Consider the following 23,666-nt stretch of genomic DNA (forward strand, 5'->3'; position numbering starts at 1 on the left):
CCTCATCGTGGCGCCGGCGCGGGGGGGTCGTTGATCCGATCGATCGCGCGCTCGAGACGGTCGAGGACCCGATCCTTTCCCAGGACGTCGATCAACTCGAACAGACCGGGGCCGACCGTTTTACCCGTCAGGGCCACCCTGAGCGGGTGAATCACCGACTTACCCTGGACGCCGAGGCGCTCCGCCGCCCCCCGAATGGCGCCTTCAATCCCCTGCGGGTCCCACGCCCGCGTGGCGGCCAGGGCATCCCGGACGTTCCGCAGTAGATCTGAGGTCCCGGGAGCGGCCAGATACCTGGCGATGGCCTGCGGGTCGAATTCGACCCGGGGTTGGAAAAAGAAGTCTCCATAGGTCAGAATGTCACGTGGGACCCGCAGGCGCTCGCCCATGATTGCCACCACGCGGCCGACGTACGCCCGCTGCTCAGGGGTCACTTCTCCATCGAGCAACCCCTTCTCCCTGAGGGTATCGATGACGAGATCGATAACCCGATCCGGATTCTGCCGGTACGCGGCCTGCATGTAGACGCCGTTCATCCAATTGAGCTTCTGCACGTCGAACACGGCGCCGCTCTTGCCCATCTCTTCGATGCGAAACCGCTCGATGAGCTCGGGGACGGTGAACAGTTCGCGTCCGTCCTCAGGGTACCACCCCATCAACGCAAAGAAGTTCACCAGCGCCTCCGGCAGGATCCCCTGACCGGCGTACTCGCGGACCGAGGTATCTCCGTGCCGCTTGCTGAGTTTCTTTCGATCCACGCCCAGGAGGACGGGGAGGTGGGCTACCCGGGGCGCCTCCCACCCCAACGCTTCGTACATCAGGAATTGCCGGGGCGTGTTCGAGAGATGCTCTGAGCCCCGCACGATGTCGGTGATCTGCATCCCGTGATCGTCGACGACGTTGGCGAAGTTGTACAAGGGACTCCCGTCGGACCGCTGCACGATGAAATCGTCCAGATCCGCCGGATCGAACTCCACCCGGCCGAGCACCAGGTCGTGCACAATGATCCGAGGGTGATCCTCGGGCACGCGAAACCGAAGCGTCGAGGTGCGTCCCTCTGCCTCCCGCCGTCCCCGCTCTTCCGGCGTCAGGTTCCGGCAGCGGCCGGAGTACCGGGGAGGACGGTGCTCAGCGGCGGCGAGTTGGCGATCCGCCTCGAGCTCCTCACGCGTGCAGTAGCACGGATACGCGGCCCCCCCTTCGACCAAGACCTGCGCGTGAGCGTGGTACAGCGGGCCCCGCTCGGTCTGCCGGTACGGACCGTACGGGCCACCGACGTCGGGCCCCTCGTCCCAATCGATCCCCAGCCACCGGAGATCCTCCAGGATCGACCGCTCAAACTCCTCGGTGGAGCGGCTGCGGTCGGTGTCCTCGATCCGCAGGACGAACTGTCCTTTCGCGTGGCGGGCAAAGAGCCAGTTGAAGAAGGCCATCCAGGCGCCGCCCACATGAAGATACCCGGTTGGGCTCGGGGCGTATCGGGTCCGAACCATCATGGAGCCAGAGTAGCACACAGCCTCGCGGAGGCGCAAATTGACGGGCTAGGTGAACAGCGTGCTCACCGATTCGTTGAGGTGGATGTTGCGGATCGCGCGCGCGATCAGCGGGGCCGCGGAGAGGATTCGAATCTTGTCGGTCATGGCCTCGGGCGCGATCGGGATGCTGTTCGTGAATGCGAACTCCCGCACGTCCTCGCGCGCGAGGGTCCGCGCGACCGGACCGACGAGCACCGCGTGCGTCGCGCACACGTACGCTTCGGGCCGCGCGCCGTGCTGCATGACAGCGTCCAGCGCGCTGGCGATCGTGCCCCCGGTCGACACGATGCGATCGATCAGGATGGGAATCCGGTCCTCGACCTCGCCCACGACCTGGACGGTCTGCTTGACGTCGGGCCCGAGCCGACGTTGGAACACGACCGCGAGGGGCATCCGCAGCCGCTCGGACAAACGGTAGGCCACTTTGACGGCGCCGTCGTCGGGAGCCACGATGACCGCGGGGCCGATCGTCTTCGTCTGCAGATACTCGGTGAACAGCGGGAGCGCGCGCAGGTGATCCACGGGAATATTGAAGAAGCCCTCGATCTGATCAGCGTCCAGGTCCAGCGCCAGGATGCGATGCACCCCCGCGCTCTGGAGCAGGTCCGCCACGAGCCGGCCTGTGATCGGCTCACGCGGCGCGTGCTTTTTGTCCTGGCGCGCGTAGCCGTAGTAGGGCATCACCGCCGTGATCCGGCCGGCCGAGGCCCGACGCAGCGCGTCCACCATGACGAGCAACTCGATGAGGTTCTCGTTGACCGGCGGGCAGGTGGGCTGGATCACGAAGGTGTCGACGCCGCGCACGCTCTCTTCGAAGCGCGCGTAGATCTCCCCGTCCTCAAATCGCCGGATCGTCACGCGCCCGAGGGACAAGCCCAGCTCGGAGGCCACCTCCTGCCCGAGCGCGCGATTGGCCGAACCGCAAAAGATCTTCAGCGTGCCTGCACCAGGAACCGGATCGCGGTGCGCTCCTCGCCGTCGATCTGCACTTTGGTAAAGGCGGGGATCGCGATCAAATCGATGCCGTTGGGGGCCACGAATCCGCGTGTAATGGCAATGGCCTTGACAGCCTGATTCACCGCGCCCGCCCCGATCGCCTGCACCTCGACCGAGCCTTTCTCACGCAACACCGCAGCGAGGGCACCGGCGACGGCCTTCGGCTTCGAGTCGGCTGAAACCTTCAGCACTTCCCCCATGCCGCGCCTGCTCCTTCGCCTGGGGCCGCGCTCCCGGCCGGGTGCCGGCCCCTATTCCATGATTCTGCGAGGAACTCCTCCTCCTCATAATGCCCCGCGCCGCATTCGCCAGGACAGCGATCATCGCCGTCGCGCCTGCCAGCGGTGCAGACACACCGCAGCGATAAACTGCGGGATCGCGAGCTGCCGGCGCGCTCGGCTCGGCTGGCGGATGAGCCGGTAACACCACTCCAACCCCAGGTTCTGCATCACGCGGGGAGCCCGCCGCACCCGACCGGCCCACACGTCCAGCACGCCGCCGACTCCGATCCCGAGCGGGACCGCAAGCGCAGCCAGGTGCCGGTCGAGCCACCGTTCCTGGCGGGGACTGCCGAGTCCGACGAGCAAGAGCGTTGGGGCGGCCTCCCGGATCGCCGTCGTGACGGCCGTCTCCTCCTCGGGGCCAAAGTACCCATGCAGTGCTGCTGCCACGTGGATCCCCGGATACCAGCGGCGGAGGTTGGCGGCGGCCTCCGCTGCGACGCCCGGGGCGCCGCCGATCAGGCACACCCGCCACCCACGCTGGGCGGCCGCCCCGCAGAGCCGTCCCGCCAAATCGATCCCCGCCACCCGCCCGGGCAGCGATCGGCCGAGCCGGCGCGCGCCCCACACCACGCCTACCCCATCGGCGACGACGAGCGCCGCCCGGCGGAGAATCTCCTGGAGATCGGGGGCGTGGCGGGCACGCATGACGAGCTCGACGTTGGCCGTCACGATGAGGTGCGGCCCCGGTTCGTCCACCATCGCGGCGGCGGCCTGGACCGCCCCCTCCAGATCGACCGGATCGAACGGAACCCCGAGCACGTCGACGCGATTCATGAGAGAAGGCCGGCCATCAAGTCGGGCGCGAGGCGGGCGCGCGCCCGAAGCGGCGCGACGGCTGCCAGGAGCCGCGCGCGCCGTGCGCCGAGGTCGGCTATGGCGGCGTCGATGAGCCGCGTGAGCGGCTCTGCGGTGAGGTCGGCAAGATCGAGGAGCGGCTCGCCGAGTTCGCGAGCGAATCCGGTGACTTTTGGATCGTACGTCAACGCCACGAACGGCACACCCTGAGTCGCGGCGAAGATCAGCGCGTGCAGCCGCACCCCGACGAGGAGACGCAGGTGGCCGACAAGGGCCAGCATCTCGCCGGGGCTCGCCCGGGTACGCACCACGTGCGCGCTTGGACCGATCTGCGCGGCCACCCGCTCGGCAACGTCAAGATCGCCGGGCCAGTGCATCGGGAGGCAGATCCAGCGCGCGCCGTGGCGCTCGGCCACGGCGCGCGCGGCGGCCGACACCGCCTCACCCCACGAATCGTTCCGCCACGACCGCAATGCGAGGCCAAAGTGATTCCCGTCCCCCCACTGCGACCGCTCAGCCAGCACGCGCGGCGAGGCCTCCGGCGCGAGCAGGAGCGCCGGATCTCCCGCAACCACCGTGGGAGGTCGGTCCACGCCGAGCGAGATGAGCGCGGCCAGGGACTCTGGATCCCGGAGGGTGATGAGGTCGACTCCGTTCAATACCCGGCGGGCCGCCGTCCGCACCGCGCGGCCGCGGAGCGGCCCGATCCCCTGCGCATAGACCGCCGTCCGGCGGGACAATCGCCTGGCCAGACCCAACACTCCGAGATAGTACCAGGGGCTGCGCCAGCTCGTCGCATCCTGGAAGAGGCTGCCTCCGCCCGATAGAAAGAGATCGCACCCTTTCAGCGTCCGCACGAGATCTCCGGGCCGCGCACGGGAGACCCCCTCGACCCCAAGGGCGCGGGCGGTCGCATGAGGCGAACGGGAGAGCACGGCGATTTCGATGCCGGGGCGTCGCTGCCGGAGCGCGGCCACGGTCGCCGTCAGCACCGCTTCATCGCCCAGATTGTCAAACCCATAGTAGCCGGAGAGGACCACCCGGCTCATCGCATGGGCGGCGTTCCGGCGGGCACCAATCGTTCTCGCTCAGGGGCATGAGCGGTACGGGGCTCTCGCGACCACCAACGCCGGCTCCACAGCAGCAGGATGACGAACACCGCGCCGATGATCGACCCGAAGATCAATGCGTAGACGGTCCGCAGCATCACGTACACCAACGGGGTGTGAATATGGGAAAAGGAGTTCACGAGACCGACCTGACCAATCGCGCCGATGAGCGCCGCCGGGAGGACCCAGCGGCGAAGTCCGAGCGCTGACAGCGCAAACGCGAGCACCATAAAGGGGTGCCCGATCAGGTACTCCTTGGTTCGAGGGCGCGCGACGACGAGATGTTCGAGGATGATGCGGCTCTTCAGCTCGAGTCCCCCGAGAACCGGCAGCCCGGCGTTTCCGGTGCGGCCGAGCGCGAACACCGCGGCGAGGCCGATGACGATGACGGCGATGCCGTACTCGAGCAGGAGCGGCTGACGCGCCCACGCGCGGAGGCGCGACCACAGTTCCCCACGTGGCGCGTCCGCCGCGGCCAGCACCAACCCGAACACCACGATCGGGATGAGGTGGGCGGGTTTGACCCCCAGAAACCCTCGGATCTCCAGCATGAACGCCCACTGGCTGAGGAGGCCGGCGACCATGACGCCGCCGAGCGCCGTCATCGCCGACAGGCCCCACAACCGCAGGAGGCTGTGACCGATCAGCCCAGCCGCTGGCCCGGCCCACGGCTGAGCCGCGCGCTCGTCCTGGGAGAACGCCGCGATCAGCGAGAGCGTGGGGAACGCCAGGGCTGCGACCAGCGCGAGGATCTGACTCCACAACGTCCCATGGTGCACGGCAAGCACGGCCGCGGTCACTACCATGCCCGCCGCGACGCCGCCGTAGAGGACGCGGAGCGAGACGGGGCGAGCGAGGATCGCGGCTACCTGCGCGATCGCGATCGCCGCCGCAGCGAGCGTGCCGAGCGCCATGAGGGCAAACCACACCGGCGGGACCCTGACGTCCGGCAGGGGCGCAGCCTTCCCCATCCGGTAGCCCGCGCGCTCGAGATCGTCCTTGATCGAGCCGACGTAATCCAGGTTCGCCTGGAGCTCGTCCACCGCGGCCGACGTGTTGAGGAACGGTCGCACGTACAGGACGCGGACGTTTCGCTCCCGCGCCGCGAGCACATACTTGTCGCGCGCCTCGTCCGGCGCAAGGCCGGACAGTTCCTCGGGGGTGAGGCTGAACACCCGAAGAACATTCGGCATCACCTTTTGGGCCAAGGCGAGGTCACCCCGCTGCCGGCGCCGGGCGGTGAAGCTTTCGATTTGCCCAAAGATGTAGCCGGACGTCTTCATCTGCTCGGCGACGTCGGGAATGAGCAGGTCGTATCCGAGGACTTGGTTGCCGTCAAAAATCAGGGTGAACCGCTCCCCCAGGTCCCGCAACCGGGCAAAGAACGCGGCCAACCCCTCGGGGGTCACTTCATGGAAGTTCTTGAGCCGCGCTTCGACCGCAAGGTGGTGCGAGCGGATCTCCTCGACGTCCCCACGAAGCAGCCCAAACGTTGCCTCTTCGATATCGAGGCCGCGTCCTTGAATCTCGAGCACCGGTCCGCTGCCTTCGAGCATGGCGATGCGCGCCGATCCGCTGTGGGAGGGGAGTTGCGCGGCCAGCCCCGCGCGGACCTGTTCCAGAACGGACGGGGGGCCCACGGCGTAGGTATTGCCCGGGCGAATCCGACCGGCGCGCACCAGATCGCCGAACGGACCGGCCACCGAGCCTGCGCGCGCCGCGTTCATGATGTCGGCACCGGTCATGTACGTCACACGACCGGCGTCCTGGAGGCGCTTGAGAGAGCTCGCATAGAGGGTGACGCTTCGGGCCCCCGCCCGCCGCACCGCTTCATAGAACGCGTCACGATCCGCGCCTGTGCGCCGGGCCAGGGTGGTCCAATCGTCGCCGTCCACCGTGATCTCGACCGTCCGGTAGGACTGTTCGAGTCGATACCGGTGGACGAGGACAATCCCGGCGGCGCCCAATCCCAGCGCCGCGCACAGTGCGAGGACGGGATACCGAGCCCAGAGCCACCGTACCTGCATCACGGACCTGTTGCGGCCTCGAGCAGCAGCCGCCCCTCCCCTACCTGAACGTCCGTAAGCCGAAGCCCCAATGGCAGCGCCGGGATGCGCAGCACCGATGGGACACGCGTCGTCAGCTGCCCCCCAAATGCCAGGGAGGCGACTCCGGTCAGCGTGGCCCGATCCAGGATGAGGTCGAGCGAGTCGTGCCCGCTCAGCGCAAGACGTCCGCTGCCCTCGACGGCGACATCGGTCCCCAGGACACGCACCGAGCCCCGCACAAACACCCGGCCTGATCGGAGCTCCAGGGTGTCGATGCGGACTCCCGGCTGTCGCGCGAAGGCGCGGGCGAGGGCCTCCTGTGACATCGTCCCCTGCGCGTGCCCGTATCCGATCGAGCGGATCACGAGGGCGCGATCGGCGTACAGCGCGTGGGGGTCCACGCGCAGCCGGCGAAACGTCGCGCTGAACTGGTCCAGGTGGAGGTCCCCCGTCTGCACATCACGGGCGAGCACGGTCATGTGATCCACGCTCCCCCACAACGGCCCGGACGGCGGCCACGTATCGAGCGCGACGTCGACCTGGTGGGTCCCGAGCTGCGTCCGAAGGGATTCCCTGAGCGCGCCGGCGGCGACGGCAGGGGCCGCGAGGTTCGCGCCGACGGCCGCCGCGAGGACGCCCACCGACCACCGCCACAGGAGCCCTGGCCGGCGGAGCGGGGCCACCACTAGGACCCTGCCGCGGGGCCGGCGTTCGACCGCCCGGCCCCCCGTGGGGGGGCACCGGCCGGGACGTCCGGGCGCGAGGGGGACCCACTGGGCGCCGGCGACCGTTCGAGCCGGAGCGCCGCATTGATGAACGCGTCCAGGTCACCGTCGAGGACCGCCTGAACGTTGCCGGTCTCGATACCGGTCCGGTGGTCCTTCACTAACGTATAAGGATGGAGCACGTACGAGCGGATCTGGTTTCCCCAGGCAACATCCCGATGCTCTCCGCGCAGAGCGGAGATCTTCTCCTGCTGCGCTTCATGCTGAAGTTCGTACAGGCGGGCCTGGAGCAACTTCATCGCGGTGAGCTTGTTGGCGTGCTGCGAGCGTTCATTCTGGCACTGCACCACGATCCCGGTGGGCAGATGCGTGATCCGCACGGCCGTCTCGACCTTGTTGACGTTTTGGCCGCCGGCGCCTCCCGATCGGTAGGTGTCGATCCGGAGCTCGTCATCTTTCACCTGGACTTCGGTAGCCTCCACTTCGGGGATCACATCGACGAGGGCAAATGAGGTGTGACGCCGGTGCGCGGCGTCGAACGGAGAGAGACGCACCAGGCGATGCACGCCCCGCTCCTCGCGGAGGTAGCCGTAGGCATTCGGCCCCGTGACGATCACGGTGACGCTTTTCATTCCCGCTTCCTCGCCGGGGGAGATGTCCACGACCTCTGTGCGGTAGTCGTGCGCTTCCGCCCAACGCAGGTACATCCGCAGGAGCATCTCGACCCAGTCCTGGGACTCGGTCCCGCCTGCCCCCGCGTGGATCGAGAGGATGCCGTTGCGCGCATCGTGTTCGCCGCTGAGCAAAGTGGTCAACTCGAGACGATCGATCGACTCGCCGAGCGTCCGAACCTCGTGCTCGACGTCGGCGAGGGTGCCGGCATCCTCTCCGGTCGCCAGATCGATGAGTTCCAGCAGGTCGGCCACCTCGTGCTCGAGGCGGTTTACCCCCTCGATCCTGGACCGCAGCGCCGCGACTTCCCGAGACGTGCGCCGAGCCGTCTCCGCATCCGCCCAAAATGCCGGCTGTTGCATCTGCCGCTCGAGATCAGTGAGACGGCCTTGCTGGCGGGGAAGGTCAAAGGTGCCTCCCGATGTTCCCGACGCGCTCTCGGTAGGCGCCAAGCATCCGTTTGAGTTCCTCGATTGTCACGCTGGTGTCCTCCCTGCTCGATCGCCGCGGCACCACGGCGCTCGGAGCGCGTGCCCGGTGCACGGCCGACGCCTATTATAACACCTTCTATGAACGCGTTAGACCTGGTCAGTTCACTATATGCCCTTCGCGGATACGATTAAGTCTCGGAGACACCACTTACGATGGCGATATCAAAAACCCCAGGAGCACATTTCCCGCCCCGTGGGCGACCGCGAGGGCGGGAACCTGTGCCCACCGCGTGCGAACCACTCCCAGCGCGACTCCGGCGCAGAGCGCCCACACCATAGCTTCCGCGCCGCGCGGAGACGCTGCGGCGGCGCCGAGAAGCGCCGACCAGGCCACGGCCGTCTTCCACCCGTGCCATGCCACCGCGTCGGCAAAGACCAGACCTCGAAGCCACCATTCCAGTGCCAGGCCGATGACCAGGATCTCCACGGCGGTCCCCTTCCACCACCCGCCTCGCGGAATCGGCAGGTCGAGGACCCCGCCGTGGCTCGCGAAGGCATGGCGCACGATCAGTACGACCATGCCCACAAAGGCCAACGCGACCGTCGTGGCGGGGACGAAGCTTCTGATCCTGAACCCGAGTTCCGCGCGGGACCGCCCCAGGCTGAGGAGTGCCACGACTGCCAAGAGCGCCACAAACGGGAGCGGGACGGCCAGTGCGCGATACCACCACTCTCCCACGGTGAACACCGCGAGGGGGAGCGCCGAGTCGATCAGGAGGCGAGCGAACCCGGGGGTCCCCAACTCTGCCGCGACGAACGCGAGCCCGCGCGGCGACACCAGACCCACGGCGACGAGTACAGCGGCCCAGCCGAAGGTATCGCCGATCCGCGCGTAGACGGTGAGCCCGCGAATCGGCGCCACGCGAGCGGTGAGAACCCCGCGTGTCCCAAGAGGGAGTTCGCCGAGCACGCGTCCGACCGGATCGAAGATCGCGCTGATCCCCTCGTTGGCGGCGCGCACCAGGTACCGCCCCTCTTCGATCGCCCGAAACGGCGCGAGCGCCGCGTGCTGGGCCGGGGCCGTGCGGCCGTCGAACCAGGCGTCGTTCGTGACGACCGCAAGCAGGTCCGCCCCCCGCAGGGCCGACCGCCGGGCGATGTCGGGAAAGATGCTTTCGAAGCAGATGGCGACGCCGATCCTGGCCTGCGGCGTCGGCAGGAGCGCCGGAGCACGCCCCGGTTGTTCCCCCGCTTCGGCAAACGGGACGAGGCGAACTTTGTCGTATCGGCCGGTGAGCGTCCCGGACGGCGCCAGCGAGAACACCGAATTGGTGCGGGCCCCCTCGAAGCTGGTGGCGATCACGGACACGCGATCGCGGCGCGCCCACGAGCCAATCGTCCTCAACCCCCCGCCGGCGCCGAGCAGATCCACCGGAGAGGCAGTCTCGGGCCACACAATGAGTACGGCGCCTCGCCCGGCGGCTTCGTGGGTCAGTTGCCGCAGTGCGGCCAAGTCCCGCTCCACGGTCGCGGACCCTAGCCCGGGTCGCGTTGAGAAGTTGGGCTGCACTGCCGCCGCCGTGAAGGTGGTCGGAGATGGATGGCGCAGAGCACTGACCCCCCACAGCACCGCTGCGGCCACGATCGCGATGGAAACGCACACGGGGACCGGCTCCGCCCGCCGCGTGAGCACCGCGTAGAGCACCCCGTTGACCAGCGCGACGAGAAACGTGACGCCGTAGATCCCGGTGATCGAGGCGATCTGAATGACGGGGATGGCGTGATGCTGGGACGCACCCAAGAGGGCCCACGGGAAGCCAAGCGGCCCCTGGCTCCGCAGGAACTCCACCGCGGTCCAGACCGTGGCGATCCAGAGGAAGATCCACGGACCGTCGTGGTCGCGCTCGACCCAGTTGAGCGCGAGCACCGCGAGCGCCGGAAAGATCGCAACCAGCGCGGCGGTCAGGCCCCACACCGCTCCTCCAAAGGTGGTGATCCACCACAGCGCGGCGCCGTAGGCCGTGAACCCCCAGAGGTATCCTAACGAGAACGCGGCGCGGGGCGATCGGTGGCGAACGGCCAAGAGGAGCGGGACAAGGGCGATCCACGCCAGGAATCCGAGATCCGCCGACGGCAGGGCCAAGGCGAACTCGCCGCCGGAGGCGACGACCGCGAGGAGCTGAGGAAGACGAACGGGGGAATCGGGCCGCGGGCCCACGGCGGGAGCGACCCCGAGCACGCGCCCGCTACGCACCCCCGGGTGCGCTCGACTGACCTGCGCGCGATCGGGCGCTACTCGTTACGCCCATGGCACTTCTTGTACTTCTTTCCGCTCCCGCACGGACACGGATCGTTTCGCCCGACTTTCGCCGCCCGCACCTGCACCGCGGCACCGCCGGCCTGGCTTCGGGCACGGTCGCCGTCACCATCCTCCCGCATGACTCGATAGGCGGGGCGGGACGGCTGGACCGGCATGGCCGCAGCGGGTTGCACTTGCACGATGTAGAGGAACTTGACCGTCTCTTCGAGCACATCGTGCTTGAGCTGCTCGAAGAGGGCGTACCCTTCTTTCTGATACTCGATGAGCGGGTTGGCCTGTCCGTAGGCGCGCAGGCCGATCCCCTCGCGCAACGCGTCCATCGCGTACAGGTGGTCGATCCATTTGCGATCCAGGGTTTGCAGCAGGACCAGCCGCTCGAGCTCGCGCATGGTCTCCGCGCCGATGGACTGGACCTTCGCCTCGTACGCCCCCAGCGCCGCAGTACGGAGCCGTTCTTTGACCTCCGAGGCATCCATATCCCGGAGTAAAGCTTCCGACAGATCGCCCGGAAGGGGGAAGATCGTGCGGGCCTCTGCGAGGAGCCCGTCGAGATCCCACTCCTCAGGGCGCGCCTCTGTGGAACAGAACCCGTCGACCATCTCGCCCACGAGCGTCTCGATGAAGTTCAGGACGTTCTCTCGAACGGCCTCGCCCTCGAGGATCTTGCGCCGCTCGGCGTAGATGACCTTCCGCTGCACGTTCATCACGTCGTCGTACTCGAGGACGTGTTTGCGCATGTCGAAATGGTAGGATTCGACCTTCTTTTGCGCCCCCTCGATCTGCCGGGTCACCATGCCGTGCTCGATGGGCACGTCATCCTCGATGCCGAGCCGCTCCATGATCCCGGCGATCCGCTCGCCGGCGAACAGCCGCATCAACTCATCATCGAGCGCGACGTAGAATCGGGATGAGCCCGCATCCCCCTGCCGGCCGGCCCGGCCCCGGAGCTGGTTGTCGATTCGCCGGGCCTCGTGCCGCTCGGTCCCGATAATGTGGAGCCCGCCCATGCTCCGGACCCGGTCGGCATCCTCTTCGTTGGGGGGATTGCCGCCCAGGATGATATCGACGCCGCGACCGGCCATGTTGGTGGCAATCGTGATCGCCCCGGCGCGGCCGGCCTGGGCGATGATCTCCGCCTCCTTCTCGTGGTACTTCGCGTTCAGCACCTGATGGGGCACGCCGCGACGGCGGAGGAGCGCGGAGAGGGCCTCGCTCTTCTCGATCGAGCGGGTCCCGACCAGGACCGGCCGACGCTTTTTGTACCACTCCTCAAGTTCGCTCGCCACCGCCTGGATCTTGGCCTTCTCGTGCTTGTAGATCAGGTCGGGAAGGTCCTGACGGATCATCGGCCGGTGCGTCGGGATCGCCACGACCGGAAGGTTGTAGATCTGCGTCAGCTCGGCCTCCTCGGTCTTGGCGGTCCCCGTCATGCCGGCGAGCTTGTGGTACATCCGGAAGTAGTTTTGGAACGTGATCGTCGCCAGCGTTTGGCTCTCTTTCTCGATCTTGACGCCTTCTCTGGCCTCGATCGCCTGGTGGAGCCCGTCGCTGTACCGCCGCCCGAACATGAGTCGCCCCGTGAATTCATCGACGATGATCACCTGGCCGTCTTTGACGACGTACTCCACATCGCGATGATACAGGGTATGCGCCCTTAGCGATTGTTGAGCGTGGTGCATCAACTCGATGTGCTGAGGATCCGTCAGGTTGTCGATCCTGAGGAGCCCCTCGAGGGTGGTCACGCCCTCTTCGGTCAGCGTGGCCGTCCGAAGCTTCTCGTCCACTCGGTAGTCACGCTCCGCCTGGAGCCTCGGGATGAGTTTGGCGAATTGGTAATAAAGGTCCGTCGACTCTTCGACCTGACCGGAAATGATGAGCGGCGTACGCGCCTCGTCGATGAGGATGAAGTCCACCTCGTCGACGATCGCGTAGTGCAGTTCCCGCTGGGCCAGATCCTCCCGGCGGATCACCATGTTGTCCCGGAGATAATCGAACCCGAACTCGTTGTTGGTCCCATACGTGATGTCGGCGAGGTAGGCCTCACGACGGGGCACGGGGCGGAAGTGGTTGAGGCGCTCGTCGCCGTGCCGGGTCGGATCTTCGTACGTTGGATCGTAGAGCCCGGCGAACTCGTGCGTGATCACCCCGACGCGCAGCCCCAGCAGCGAGTAGATGGGGCCCATCCACCCGGCGCCCATCCGGGACAGGTAATCGTTGGGGGTGACGAGGTGTCCCCCCCGTCCCTCGAGGGCGTTCAGCACGAGCGGCAGCGTTGCGACGAGGGTCTTCCCCTCGCCGGTCTTCATCTCCGCGATCTTCCCACTGAAGAGCACGCCCCCGCCGATCAGCTGCACGTCATGATGCCGCTGGTGGAGGGTCCGCTTGCTGGCCTCGCGCACGAGCGCGAACGTCTCGGGCATGAGCGACTCGAGCGGCTCCGTTTGGGCGCGCTCGCGCAATTCGTCCATCTTGCCGCGCAGCGCCGCGTCGGAGAGTCCCTCGAACTCAGGCTCCAGCGCGTTCACCTGCGGGACCAACGACTCCCGCAGCTGTTTGACGATTCGCTCGCTCGGATCGCCGAGCAGCGATTGGAACAGCTTTAACATGGACAGCTCCCGGTGGCAAACGCCAGCCTTTGAGGGAAACGCTCTACCACCTGATAACCTTCCTCATTATAATCCACGCGACAAGGACCCCCCGCACACCGGCCGGCCGGGTGATCGGGCGCCGGATGCGCCTCACCGGGGCGAGAGACCGAGCTTGCGGGCGAGCGACGCGGCGGTGTCGTCGTGGAGGACCCGGACCCGCTCGAGCGTAAACGGCCGGCTCTCCAACGTGACAAATCCCGGCCGTGTCGTGAGCGCGCCACGATACCCCAGCGTATCGAGGAGGTGCTCGAGCGCGGTGCTGTATCGACCCGCCGGGTAGGCGAAGAAGGTGACGGGCCGTCCTGTCCATCCTTCGATCGTCTTCCGGCTCTGGACCAGCTCGCGGCGGGCGGCGTCCGGCGGGAGCAGAGAGAAATCGATGTGATGAACCCCGTGGGACTCGATCTCCATCCCAGATGCGGCCATCTCCCGAATCTGGGGGACGGTGAGGTGGTCCCGTGTGCCCACCGACGACGTTACCACGAAGAAAGTGGCCGTGAACCCGAACCGGCGCAACTGCGGGAACACGACGCTGTAGTTGTCCTCATACCCGTCGTCGAAGGTCAGGATGACGCGTCGCGCCGGCAGCGGGGTGTGTTGATCGAGGGACTCCCGGATGGCGCCAAGGGGCATGGATTGGTACCCCGCCGCCCGGAGCACCGCCAGTTGCGCTTCGAACGTCGGCTCCATGACCGTGAGACCGACGGTAATGGGATCGTGGGCAGACAGCTGCGGGTCCACCCGATGGTACATCAGCACCGGGATCCCATGCGAGCCCCCGGGGCCCTGGGCGGCGGCGGGACCGACCCCGACCAGCGCCCCCAACACGATCACCCCGATGAGGAGTCGCCACGCGCGCACGATGCCCCGCCCTACCGTGCCCCGATCCAGCCGACGAGCCGGTTGACCGCATCCAGCACGGCCCGAACCACGGCATCCCGCGGGTCGTCCCGGACGATCGCGGCGCCGCTGAAGAGTTCTTCCTCCGGGCCCGCCCAGGTGACGAGGACCAGCGCCACCTGTTGGGTGGCCAGCGTGACCACGGTCGCCATCTTGAGCTGAAACACTCCTTCGGACCTGAGGTACAACTCGACCGCTCGAAGCGTGGCCAGACCGACGACCTCCGGTCCGTTGGCCGCGCCGGGAGGGCCGGAGGCCGCCCCCTCATAGGTCAGCCCCTCATACTCGAGGCGCACGCGTGCCTCGAGCGCCTCGCGGAGCACCGACACCGTCAACCCGACCACCTTCAGGCGCGCCCGAAGCGGCGCCGGGCCCGGTTGGGCCTGCCCCGGGCGCAGGAGCGCCACCCGGATCTGGGAAGGCTCCAGGGTCACGCCCAGTTCCGCGCCGACGGCGGCGATGACATCCGCAGCCAGGACCCGCGCGGTCCGGTCCGCAGATCCCAACACGTGGACTTCGTCGATTCGCCCGTCGTCTCCAAGCTCCACCCGTGCGGCCGACACCCCGTGAAGTCGCCGGATGACCGCCTCTGCGTCTCGCGCCAGAGAGCGACGTTCTCGCTGCTCCATGACTCCTCCTTACGCCTCAGGCTCGATCAACCCATAACTGCCCTGCGCGCGGCGGTAGACGACATTGACCTCGAGGGTCTCGGAGTTCCGAAACATGAAAAACGTGTGGCCGAGGAGTTCCATCTGGATCGCGGCCTCCTCGGGCGTCATCGGCTTCATCTCGAAGCGCTTCCGGCGGGAGATCTGGACCGGCCCGTCCTCCGTGTCCGGGGGAGGCGCCCGCAGGGCCGCCTCGGCCGCGGCGACTTCCTGTTGCTTCCGCCGACCCGCCAGCGTCCGCCGGCGCGTGATCACCCGACTCTTGAACTTGCTGATCTGCTTGTCGAGTTTGTCGATGACGAGGTCAATCGAGGCATACATGTCCTGGCTGGCCTCCTCGCCTCGCAACACCAGGCCATCTCCCCATACCGTGATCTCGACGATCTGATTCCGCCCGGCATGCGGCTCCACTCGCAGCCACGCCTGCGCCTTCTGCACGTGTTCGAAGTGCTTCACGAGCCGCCCCACTTTTTCGGTCACGCGCGCGCGCAGGGCCTCGCTCACGTCGATGTTTCGCCCGGCCACGATGATGTTCATGGAGCCTCCCTCACAACTGCCAACGCCGGCGCAACTGAGCCAACCCTCCCCGCTGATCAAGTTCTTGAATCACCGCTGAGGTGAACGCGAGGAGATCCGGCGCCCGTGGCCGGACCACAACGACGAGCGGCATGTCGACCCAGGACCCCGTCGACATCCGGAGACGCGGATGGGTCCGCGCATACGCAGCCACCAACGGCAGATCGACCACCGCGGCCTGCACGGTGCCGCGCGCGACCGCCCCCAATGCCTCGAGCGGTTGGTACTCGACCACAGCCAGCGTGGCGCCCAGTCGCTCTGCCACCGCCTGGCCGCGACTCCGCGCCTGCACTGCGACCCGGACGTTCCGCAGGGACCCGTCCGGAGCCGGTGTCTGTTTCTCGCGCCAGAGGATCGCCTGGCGCATCACGTAGTATGGCGTTGAGGCCGGGCCCGGCGCCCCCTCGGCCTCCCACTCGCTGATCAGGAGGTCCGCGTCGACATCCCCCGCGCGCGCCGCCGCCCTCGGTGTATCGATCACCTCGAGCCGCACCCCCAGCGCCGCGGCGAGGAGACCGGCGAGGTCCATCTCAAAACCTTGGGGGGCGCCCTGATCCCGAAACGCCAGTGGGGGGTACGTGAGATCCGACGCGACCCGCAGCACGCCGGCGCGCTTGATCGCCGCCACCACAGGTCCCTGCGCGCTGGGATGGGGCGCCGGTGGGAGCGGCGGCCGGCCGGCGCCGCCCGAACTGCACGCGGCGATGAGGAACACGGCCATTCCGGCCAGCGCCACACGCGGGCAGTGGTCCCGCATCGACCGCGGACCCTGGGGCGCGGGTCGTATCACGAGGAGGGGCAATCGAAAGACCTACATCACGCGCTGCTGGGCGCGCATCTCCCTGAAGCAGTCCTGGCAGTAGACGGGTCGATCCTCCCGAGGACGAAACGGGACCTGCGTCTTCGTTCCGCACTTTGCGCAGACGGCGTCGAACATCTCACGCGGCATCCCTGTCGCTCCCTCGCGGGACCGCTTTCTCGCGTCCCGGCAGTCCTTGCATCGCAGAGGCTCGTTGGTAAACCCCTTCTTCGCGTAGAACTCCTGCTCTCCGGCGGTAAAGACGAACTCCTTGCCGCAGTCGAGGCAGTGCAGGGCTTTGTCGACAAATGGCATCCGACATACCCCCTGGGACCGACTCGGCCTCACGCCGAGCACTAGGCTTGCCTTTAATTATACGATTGCCGTTCAAATGGTGACAAGGGCGGCAGCCCCGGAAGGATGTCCGCCCGGCCCGCCGAACCCGTCATCATGACGCAATTCACGGCACGATGGCCGCTTATCGCTGTTGCAGCGGTGGCCGCCGGCGTGTTGGTCATCGCCCCGATCTCGCTGGACCGGGCCGCGGGCCAGCCCGAATACGCCCTCTATTACAGTTTCGACGTCCCATTGTCGATCGGCGGAATCACGCTGTCGGATGACGGTACGAAAAAGACCTTTAACGGATCCCTGCGCGGCACGCTCGGTGGGGTCCAGGTCATCGATGCCAAGTACACATACGCAAACGGCGCCAGCCCGCACGCGGGGGGCGGGGCATTCTCGATGACCACGAAGGCCGGAGCGTTCAAGGACGGCCAGATCCTGATGACCACCGACGGGAAGCAAACCACGCTCTTGTTCTTCGGGATGTATCTCGGCGCGCACGTGTCGTTTACCATCCTGGGTCCGGGCGATCAGATCGGCGGGACCGGCGTGACCACGAGCGGGCTCGCCGAGACGAACTTTCGCTCCCACGAACAGTATGTCATGGCCGTCCGAGACGCAACCGCGCCGCTTGCCCCGGCCGCGCGCGACCAGGTTGTCGCCCAGGCCGACCAGAACCTCCGGTTGGTGCGAGAGTACCAGCAGCGCGCCCCTCACTGACTCCGCCGGCGCGGTTCATCGCAGCAAGAACCCATCGGGAAGCGGGTCATCGGGGTCCACCACGAACGTGTGGAACCCGGTGATGGCGGCGGTCCCGGTCACCTCGGGCACGGCCGCGCGGTAGGGACCGACGGTCGTCGCCTCGATCAGACGGCCGGTGAAGCGGGTGCCCGCGAGACTCTCGTTGACAAAAGGATCCTCCAACCCGAGGCGGCCGGTCGACCAACGCGCAGCCATGAGTGCCGAGGTGCACGTTCCGCAGGGGGACCGATCGACCTGGTTGTCGGCGAACACGGTGAGGCTCGTGACGTGTGCACCGGGGCGCTGCGGTGGCCACGAGATGACGACGCCGTAGAGGTCGCGGATCTCGGGCTGCTCGGGGTGGACGACTTCGAGCGCCGCTCCCACCGCCGCTTTGACCGCGGCGCTCCATGAGACGAGGGACGGCAACGGCGCGGGGGAGACGCCGAGTCCGACCTTCGGGCCATCGACCAGGACATAGAACGCGCCGCCGTACGCCACGGTGACGGGAACGGTTCCCACGGCGGGAACGGCCACGGACCGATCCGCATACGCAAACGAGGGGACGTTGACGATGGTGACCTCCCGGACGCGCCCCCCGTCGATGCGAGCGCGTGCGCGGACCACCCCCGCCGGCGTGTCCAGGGTCACCACCGTTTCCGGGGCCACGATGGCGTGCTGTCCCGTCTCCAAGAGCACCGTCACGAGGCCGATCACCCCGTGCCCGCACATCGTGCTGTAGCCCTCGTTGTGCATGAAGAGGACTCCGGCGTGGGCCTCTTTGGTCACCGGCGGCGTGAGCACACAGCCATACATATCCCGATGCCCGCGCGGTTCCCACATCAAGAGGCGGCGCAGGTGATCCAGGTGTTCCCGCATATAGCGACGCCGGGCCAGCAGCGTCGGGCCGGGAATCGGCGGCACGCCCCCGGTAATGATCCGCAGCGGCTCTCCCGCCGCATGGCAATCGATCGTCTGGAGAACGTGCGCATAGCGCATCCCGGTGCATTCGTGGCCGGCCCGCCGTTTCCCGCGCGACGCCGCGTGGAAGGGAGATGTTGCCCCGGCCGCTAAACAGCCAGAGATGACCAAGCGGTTTCATACCCCTCAAGAAGTGGCCGAGCTGCTCCGTGTGTCCTCCGCGGCCATCCTCCGGCTGCTGCGCCGGGGAGACCTCCCCGCGGTGCGGGTCGGCCGGGCCTGGCGGGTCGACGACGCCGAGCTGCAGCGTTGGCTCCGGCGCCGACGCTGGCCGACCGGACGGCGGGACAACGGACGGGGGGAACCCTGTCTGTGCGGGTGCGGCCGGCACACGCTGACGCGTGGGGCGCGGTTTCTCCCCGGCCACGACGGGAAGCTGGTCCACAGGTTGATGACGGACGAGGGGTTGACCTTCGAGGCCGCCCGGAAAGCGGTCCGCCAGGTTCAGCGGCCGCGGATTCAGGAGCGGCTGTTCTAATCAGAGCCGCACGGTCGATGCGATGGGTGCTGGTCATGCTGCTGATGTCCATCGTGGAGGCCGGTTTCGTGGCCGCGCAACCGGTCGCGGCCCAGTCCCCCGAGGGCGCCGCCGACATTAAGGATGGCAACGGCAAGAGGCTCGGCCGCGCGACGTTTTCGACGTTGCCCGGCGGGGGTGTGTGGATCCAGGCGGAGGTCGCGGGGCTGACTCCCGGTGTGCACGGGATCGCGATTCATGAGCACGGGGTCTGCCAGGGACCGGACTTCGCATCCGCCGGCGGTCACTTCAACCCGCGAGGGCGCCAGCATGGTCTGGCGCATCGAGAAGGCGCGCACGCCGGCGACCTGCCCAACTTGGTCGCCGACGACGCGGGCAAGACGCGCTACGAAGCGGCCGACGTCCGCATCACGCTCGGCGACGGTCCCAACAGTCTCTTCAAATCTGGCGGGACGTCACTCGTCATTCACGCGGCGCCCGACGACCAACTGACGGATCCGGACGGCCGCGCCGGTCCAGGGATCGCGTGCGGGGTCATCTCCCGAAAGGGAATCAAGGAGGGTCGCTCATGAGTGTCGCGCTCATCACCGGGACCAGCACGGGCATCGGCCGCGCGACCGCCCTGCATCTCGCGCGCCTGGGGTTCGGTGTGTATGCGGGACTGCGCACCGTCGAATCCGGCGCGGAACTTATGCAGTCCGCGAGGGCCGAATCGCTGCGGCTTGCACCCGTCGTCCTCGACGTGAATGACGACGACTCGGTTCGCCGGGGCGTCGGGACGGTGCTCGACGCGGGGGGCAGGATCGACGTCCTCGTGAACAACGCGGGTATCGGAGGCGGCGGGGCCATTGAAGACGTCCCACTCGACTTCGCCAAGGGCATGTTCGAGACGAACTACTTCGGTGCGATCCGAATGATCCAGGCGGTCCTCCCCGATATGCGGGCGCGCCGCGCCGGCACAATCGTCAATGTCAGCTCCATGGCCGGACGCGTGGCGCTCGCGAGCCAGGGGCACTACTCCGCGGCCAAGCACGCACTGGGAGCCGCCAGCCTGATCCTCGCCCAAGAGGTGGGGGCGTTCGGTATCCGGGTCGTCGTGATCGAGCCCGGCGTGGTGCGCACGCCCATCTGGAACAAGGCGAAACGCTTCACCGATGACGCGTCACCCTACTACGATCACAGACGCCGTCTGGGAATGCTGTTTGAGAGGATTCTGACGCGGAACCCGACGCTGCCCGAGGAAGTGGCCGAGGTGATCGGACACGCCATCGCCACCGACCGACCCCGTCTGCGCTACCTGGTGGGCGCGGACGCCGAGGCGCTCGTACGTGGCCGCGAGGCGCTCTCGGACGAAGAGGTGATAGCAGACGCCACTGCGGTGACCGATGCCGAGCACATCGAGACGATGCGGCGTCGATACGGTATCGATCTATCGTAAAGATTCGGCGCTGAGACGCGTCATCGCCCGGCCTTGCGCCCCCAGGCCGTCACCATCGTGAACGAGGTCGCCACGCCCCCGGGTGCGTCGAGGGCCTCCAGAGCGGCATCGAGGCGGCGCGCGGCTATCAGGCCGCCGGCGACCACGCGATCCCGCACCTGTTCGAACGTCAGCCGAAAGAACTCGACCTCAGGAGTTCCGCAGCGAAGGCGGTGCGCCACGCGGCTCGAGCCCACTTCGGTCAACCCGGCTGCCGCCAGGGCTTCGGGCAGCGCGCGGCCGTAGTCCGGGACAGCGCCGGTTCCTTCGGTCAACGCGCGCAACGCCGTGAGCGCCTCGGCGAACGCCGTTTGGGGCGGGTCCACACCCGCGCTTGACCAGTCGGTGTCTTCGGCCACCAGCCACCCGCCCGAGCGCAGGCCTCCGACCATGTTCGCCAGCGCTCGCTTTCGATCCGGAAGGTGCTTGAGCAGCAGGCGCGCGTGCACGAGGTCGAACGCATCCGCGGGTAGATCGTCCGAGATAATGTTGTGGCGCCTGACCTCCAAGTTCGGGTGCCCGCCGGGATCGAGGTTGCGAATGTCGATGTCCGTGGCGACGACGAAGCCATCGGGGGCGACACGACGCGCCAGCCAGCGCGCTATCGAGCCGGAGCCGGCGCCTGCCTCCAGGCAACGGCACCCCCGTTCGATCCCGCACCGCTCTAACGCCGCGATGGTTCCCGGATCCCACAGCCGCTCGAGCGTGACGAGCCGGTGACGCTCGCGCTCCCACGTGTGCGGGTACAGGTAGTCGGTCATCGCGAACACCCGTGGGCGTCGGGCCGCCTCATGACGCCTCGCGCCTCGACTGAACTAGTCCAAATACTGCTCTATTGAGCAGATAGATCATCGTGCCCAACGGTGAATTGTGGGTAAAACTAAGCGAAAGGAGGGACACACATGCGAATACCAATGGCATTTGTCCTTGCCATCATTCTGATCCCGGCCCTTGGACTCGCCGGAGTCGGCCAAGCCCAGGCTCAACCCCTGCAAGTCTCGCCGGTCCCCATCTGGGGTATCGTGCTGGGGACGGTCATCGTCGCCGGGCTCCTCTACCTGCTCGTGCACGGCCCTGACGATGTCTACTACCGGTATCCCTACTACGGTGAATACTACCAATATTACTACCGTCCGTATTACCGGCCGTACATAGGCTACTATGTCGCGTCCGGGCCGATCATCGTAGTCGCGCCGGCGATTGCCGGGGTCGTGCTTGGGGTCGTCGTCGTCAACAATTTCGAATACATCCTGACACGTGACGACTACGGACATCTGTATCGCTATCCCTACTACGGCCCGTACCGCCAGTACTATTATCGAGCAACGTATCGGCCGTACACGGGCACCTATGCGAGAATCTATCAGAGTGCTCCGCTGCGGCAGGGTGATCGCCGCTGGGACACTGACAGGCGAGATCTTGCACCGGCCTTCCAACGCCCGCAGAGGCAGCCGAACCCAGGCTACCAACGGCCTCAGCACGAGCGGCAGCCCAATCCAAGCGAGAATGGTGGTCGGGGCAACTCGGGCGGCCCCCGCAACCCCGAGCAGAGGTGCGGACACCCCCAGGATCAGCCCTGCCCCAACGACAAACCGCATCAGTAACACTCGGCATTCTGGCATCGGCCCCGTCTGGAGCCCACGGTAAGCACAGACGGGGCCGAGCCGTTTCTCGTCTCGACGGAGCGAACGCCCCGAGGCGCCTCACGCGGCACGAGTTCAGCCGAAAAGAGCGCTTGTGCCATTTATGTCCATGCCGAGTGAACATGCCGCGCGCGCAGACGCGGTGCGAGGATTGACTTTCGCGGCGCGTCACCTAAAATGAGGGCATGGAACGACGACCGATAGTGGACCTGCGGCGCTCGTTTGGAGGCCGCGTGCATGAGGCGCGACGAGCTGCTCGGATCAGCCAGGCGGAGCTCGCGAAGCGCCTCGGACTGCGGAGCGGTGTGGCCGTCGGAGATTGGGAGCGCGGTAAGGCGCTCCCAAAGTTCGAGACGTTCATGCGCCTGTGCGAGGCCCTTAACCAATCGCCCGCGTATTTCATCGAGGGGTACCGCGACCGGCCGGCCAAGGGGCGTGTCGAGACGATCCAGGATGCCGTCGACACGCTCGAAGCGAAACTGGGGCAGCGCCATCTCGAACTGATTCACCGTCTCGAGCACCTCCCTGTGGAGATCGGGCGCAGTATCGCTCCCGAGGAGCTTCGCGCGGCGCTCGAGCAGATGCGCTGCGACGATCCGGCGACTGTGGAAGCGCGACTCGGCGCGGCCCTCCCGCAGCGTCACGGCGGCCGTGACGATCAGTCCTCGCTGGCGCGCGAGGCGTTCCGGCAGGGGTGGGAAGCAGCGCACGATGAGGTCCGCCAGTGGCTGCACCGGCGGGGCCGCGCCGTGTGACCATCTCGCGGTTGTTCGTCTACGGAACGTTGAGAGATGACGCGGTGGTCCAGGAACTCCTGGGCCACCGCTTGTTTGGGCGGCCGGCGGTGCTCACCGGATTCCGCCGGACGGTCGACCCGGCGATCGGATATCCCGTGATCCATCCCGCACCAGACGCGACGGTCCCCGGGACGCTGCTCGACGGCGTAGACACGGAGGCCCTGGCGATTCTCGACGCCTACGAAGGCATCCACTACCGGAGGATCACAGTCGAAGTCGTGACGCTCGACGGTCGCGCACTCGACGCCTACGTTTACGTCCCGGCGGCAGTCTAGCGCCGCTCCACCCCCGGCTGCGGCGCGTACCGGGTCACCGCCTGCCGGATTCGGGTCAGTGCCTCGGTGATCGCGTCGATCGAGTTCGCGTAGCTCAGCCGGAGGTAGCCCTCGCCGTGGGCGCCGAACGCGGTGCCGGACAGCACGGCCACGCCCGCTTCCCGGAGCAGGTAGTCCTGGAGCTGGACCGTATTCGGATCGATCGTGCGCACATTGGGAAATGCGTAGAACGCCCCGGGGGGCCGGAGGCACGTGACCCCGGGCAGCCCGTTCAGCCCAGTGGTAATCACGTCGCGCCGCCGCCGAAACTCCGCGACCATTCGATCAACGCAGTCCTGGGGACCCCGCAACGCCGCGATGCCCGCGATTTGCGTGAACGCCGCCGTGCACGAGTTGGAGTTCACCATCAGTTGGGTGATTCGGGCG

General features: G+C 67.4%; 24 protein-coding genes and 1 pseudogene. 7 read left to right on the forward strand and 18 right to left on the reverse strand.

The window, feature by feature from the left end; genetic code table 11:
- Positions 1-2 precede the first annotated feature (2 nt).
- The 15 genes and pseudogenes from gltX to VFP86_01755 all read right to left on the reverse strand — a co-directional run bounded on the left by gltX (position 3) and on the right by VFP86_01755 (position 16,821).
- Positions 3-1,496 (reverse strand): glutamate--tRNA ligase, encoded by a 1,494-nt coding sequence (gltX, locus tag VFP86_01685; GenBank protein HET8998335.1) that lies wholly within the window; start codon positions 1,494-1,496, stop codon positions 3-5.
- A 45-nt stretch (positions 1,497-1,541) separates the two neighbouring features.
- On the reverse strand, positions 1,542-2,471 hold the full coding sequence (locus tag VFP86_01690; protein ID HET8998336.1) for a ribose-phosphate pyrophosphokinase: 930 nt from the start codon (positions 2,469-2,471) through the stop codon (positions 1,542-1,544).
- Entirely contained in the window at positions 2,468-2,731 is a 264-nt protein-coding gene (locus VFP86_01695) for a stage V sporulation protein S (protein HET8998337.1), read from the reverse strand. Before VFP86_01695 ends, VFP86_01690 begins: the two co-directional genes overlap by 4 nt.
- A 120-nt stretch (positions 2,732-2,851) precedes the next feature.
- Entirely contained in the window at positions 2,852-3,589 is a 738-nt protein-coding gene (locus VFP86_01700; protein HET8998338.1) for a WecB/TagA/CpsF family glycosyltransferase, read from the reverse strand.
- Positions 3,586-4,659: a polysaccharide pyruvyl transferase CsaB gene (gene csaB / locus VFP86_01705; protein HET8998339.1), complete on the reverse strand. Its 1,074-nt coding sequence runs from the start codon at positions 4,657-4,659 to the stop codon at positions 3,586-3,588. The genes VFP86_01700 and csaB overlap by 4 nt, the downstream gene beginning before the upstream one ends.
- The gene (locus VFP86_01710; protein HET8998340.1) at positions 4,656-6,746 is read right to left on the reverse strand and encodes a DUF5693 family protein; all 2,091 of its coding nucleotides are present in this window, start codon (positions 6,744-6,746) and stop codon (positions 4,656-4,658) included. Before VFP86_01710 ends, csaB begins: the two co-directional genes overlap by 4 nt.
- Positions 6,746-7,450: a DUF2993 domain-containing protein gene (locus tag VFP86_01715; protein HET8998341.1), complete on the reverse strand. Its 705-nt coding sequence runs from the start codon at positions 7,448-7,450 to the stop codon at positions 6,746-6,748. The genes VFP86_01710 and VFP86_01715 overlap by 1 nt, the downstream gene beginning before the upstream one ends.
- A 113-nt stretch (positions 7,451-7,563) precedes the next feature.
- A pseudogene (prfB, locus tag VFP86_01720) lies at positions 7,564-8,620 on the reverse strand (peptide chain release factor 2).
- A gap of 183 nt (positions 8,621-8,803) precedes the next feature.
- Entirely contained in the window at positions 8,804-10,849 is a 2,046-nt protein-coding gene (lnt, locus tag VFP86_01725; protein HET8998342.1) for an apolipoprotein N-acyltransferase, read from the reverse strand.
- 38 nt (positions 10,850-10,887) lie between these two features.
- Positions 10,888-13,521 (reverse strand): preprotein translocase subunit SecA, encoded by a 2,634-nt coding sequence (secA, locus tag VFP86_01730; GenBank protein HET8998343.1) that lies wholly within the window; start codon positions 13,519-13,521, stop codon positions 10,888-10,890.
- A gap of 132 nt (positions 13,522-13,653) precedes the next feature.
- Positions 13,654-14,424, reverse strand: coding sequence for a polysaccharide deacetylase family protein (locus VFP86_01735; GenBank protein ID HET8998344.1), 771 nt, complete (start codon positions 14,422-14,424; stop codon positions 13,654-13,656).
- Between the two features lie 11 nt (positions 14,425-14,435).
- On the reverse strand, positions 14,436-15,092 hold the full coding sequence (locus VFP86_01740) for a hypothetical protein (GenBank protein ID HET8998345.1): 657 nt from the start codon (positions 15,090-15,092) through the stop codon (positions 14,436-14,438).
- Positions 15,093-15,101: 9 nt separating this feature from the next.
- The gene (raiA, locus tag VFP86_01745; protein ID HET8998346.1) at positions 15,102-15,668 is read right to left on the reverse strand and encodes a ribosome-associated translation inhibitor RaiA; all 567 of its coding nucleotides are present in this window, start codon (positions 15,666-15,668) and stop codon (positions 15,102-15,104) included.
- Between the two features lie 10 nt (positions 15,669-15,678).
- Positions 15,679-16,464, reverse strand: coding sequence for a transporter substrate-binding domain-containing protein (locus VFP86_01750; protein HET8998347.1), 786 nt, complete (start codon positions 16,462-16,464; stop codon positions 15,679-15,681).
- A gap of 54 nt (positions 16,465-16,518) precedes the next feature.
- Positions 16,519-16,821 (reverse strand): zinc-ribbon domain containing protein, encoded by a 303-nt coding sequence (locus VFP86_01755; protein ID HET8998348.1) that lies wholly within the window; start codon positions 16,819-16,821, stop codon positions 16,519-16,521.
- A 105-nt stretch (positions 16,822-16,926) separates the two neighbouring features.
- Here VFP86_01755 and VFP86_01760 point away from each other — a divergent pair, with 105 nt between their 5' ends.
- Positions 16,927-17,568 carry a hypothetical protein gene (locus tag VFP86_01760; protein HET8998349.1) on the forward strand — a complete coding sequence of 214 codons (642 nt, stop codon included), beginning with the start codon at positions 16,927-16,929 and terminating at the stop codon, positions 17,566-17,568.
- 15 nt (positions 17,569-17,583) lie between these two features.
- Here the strand turns inward: VFP86_01760 and VFP86_01765 are convergent, their stop codons facing one another.
- Positions 17,584-18,588, reverse strand: coding sequence for a proline racemase family protein (locus VFP86_01765; GenBank protein ID HET8998350.1), 1,005 nt, complete (start codon positions 18,586-18,588; stop codon positions 17,584-17,586).
- Positions 18,589-18,673: 85 nt separating this feature from the next.
- Here VFP86_01765 and VFP86_01770 point away from each other — a divergent pair, with 85 nt between their 5' ends.
- From VFP86_01770 to VFP86_01780, 3 genes are read left to right on the forward strand one after another with little or no spacing between them, the layout of a single operon-like run.
- Positions 18,674-19,048, forward strand: coding sequence for a helix-turn-helix domain-containing protein (locus VFP86_01770; protein HET8998351.1), 375 nt, complete (start codon positions 18,674-18,676; stop codon positions 19,046-19,048).
- A 17-nt stretch (positions 19,049-19,065) separates the two neighbouring features.
- On the forward strand, positions 19,066-19,620 hold the full coding sequence (locus tag VFP86_01775; protein ID HET8998352.1) for a superoxide dismutase family protein: 555 nt from the start codon (positions 19,066-19,068) through the stop codon (positions 19,618-19,620).
- On the forward strand, positions 19,617-20,486 hold the full coding sequence (locus VFP86_01780; GenBank protein ID HET8998353.1) for an SDR family oxidoreductase: 870 nt from the start codon (positions 19,617-19,619) through the stop codon (positions 20,484-20,486). The genes VFP86_01775 and VFP86_01780 overlap by 4 nt, the downstream gene beginning before the upstream one ends.
- 20 nt (positions 20,487-20,506) lie before the next feature.
- Here VFP86_01780 and VFP86_01785 read toward each other — a convergent pair whose 3' ends face one another.
- Positions 20,507-21,286, reverse strand: coding sequence for a methyltransferase (locus tag VFP86_01785; GenBank protein ID HET8998354.1), 780 nt, complete (start codon positions 21,284-21,286; stop codon positions 20,507-20,509).
- Positions 21,287-21,427: 141 nt separating this feature from the next.
- On the opposite strand from VFP86_01785, the gene VFP86_01790 reads away from it, so the two are divergent.
- The 3 genes from VFP86_01790 to VFP86_01800 all read left to right on the forward strand — a co-directional run bounded on the left by VFP86_01790 (position 21,428) and on the right by VFP86_01800 (position 23,240).
- Entirely contained in the window at positions 21,428-22,129 is a 702-nt protein-coding gene (locus tag VFP86_01790) for a hypothetical protein (GenBank protein HET8998355.1), read from the forward strand.
- A 224-nt stretch (positions 22,130-22,353) separates the two neighbouring features.
- Entirely contained in the window at positions 22,354-22,923 is a 570-nt protein-coding gene (locus tag VFP86_01795) for a helix-turn-helix domain-containing protein (GenBank protein HET8998356.1), read from the forward strand.
- Complete coding sequence (locus VFP86_01800) at positions 22,920-23,240, forward strand: gamma-glutamylcyclotransferase family protein (GenBank protein HET8998357.1); 321 nt, start codon at positions 22,920-22,922, stop codon at positions 23,238-23,240. Before VFP86_01795 ends, VFP86_01800 begins: the two co-directional genes overlap by 4 nt.
- Here VFP86_01800 and VFP86_01805 read toward each other — a convergent pair.
- The coding region (locus tag VFP86_01805) for an aminotransferase class I/II-fold pyridoxal phosphate-dependent enzyme (protein HET8998358.1) at positions 23,237-23,666 on the reverse strand (430 nt) is incomplete at its 5' end. The genes VFP86_01800 and VFP86_01805 overlap by 4 nt on opposite strands.

The organism is bacterium (assembly GCA_035703895.1).
GTDB lineage: Bacteria > Sysuimicrobiota > Sysuimicrobiia > Sysuimicrobiales > Segetimicrobiaceae > Segetimicrobium.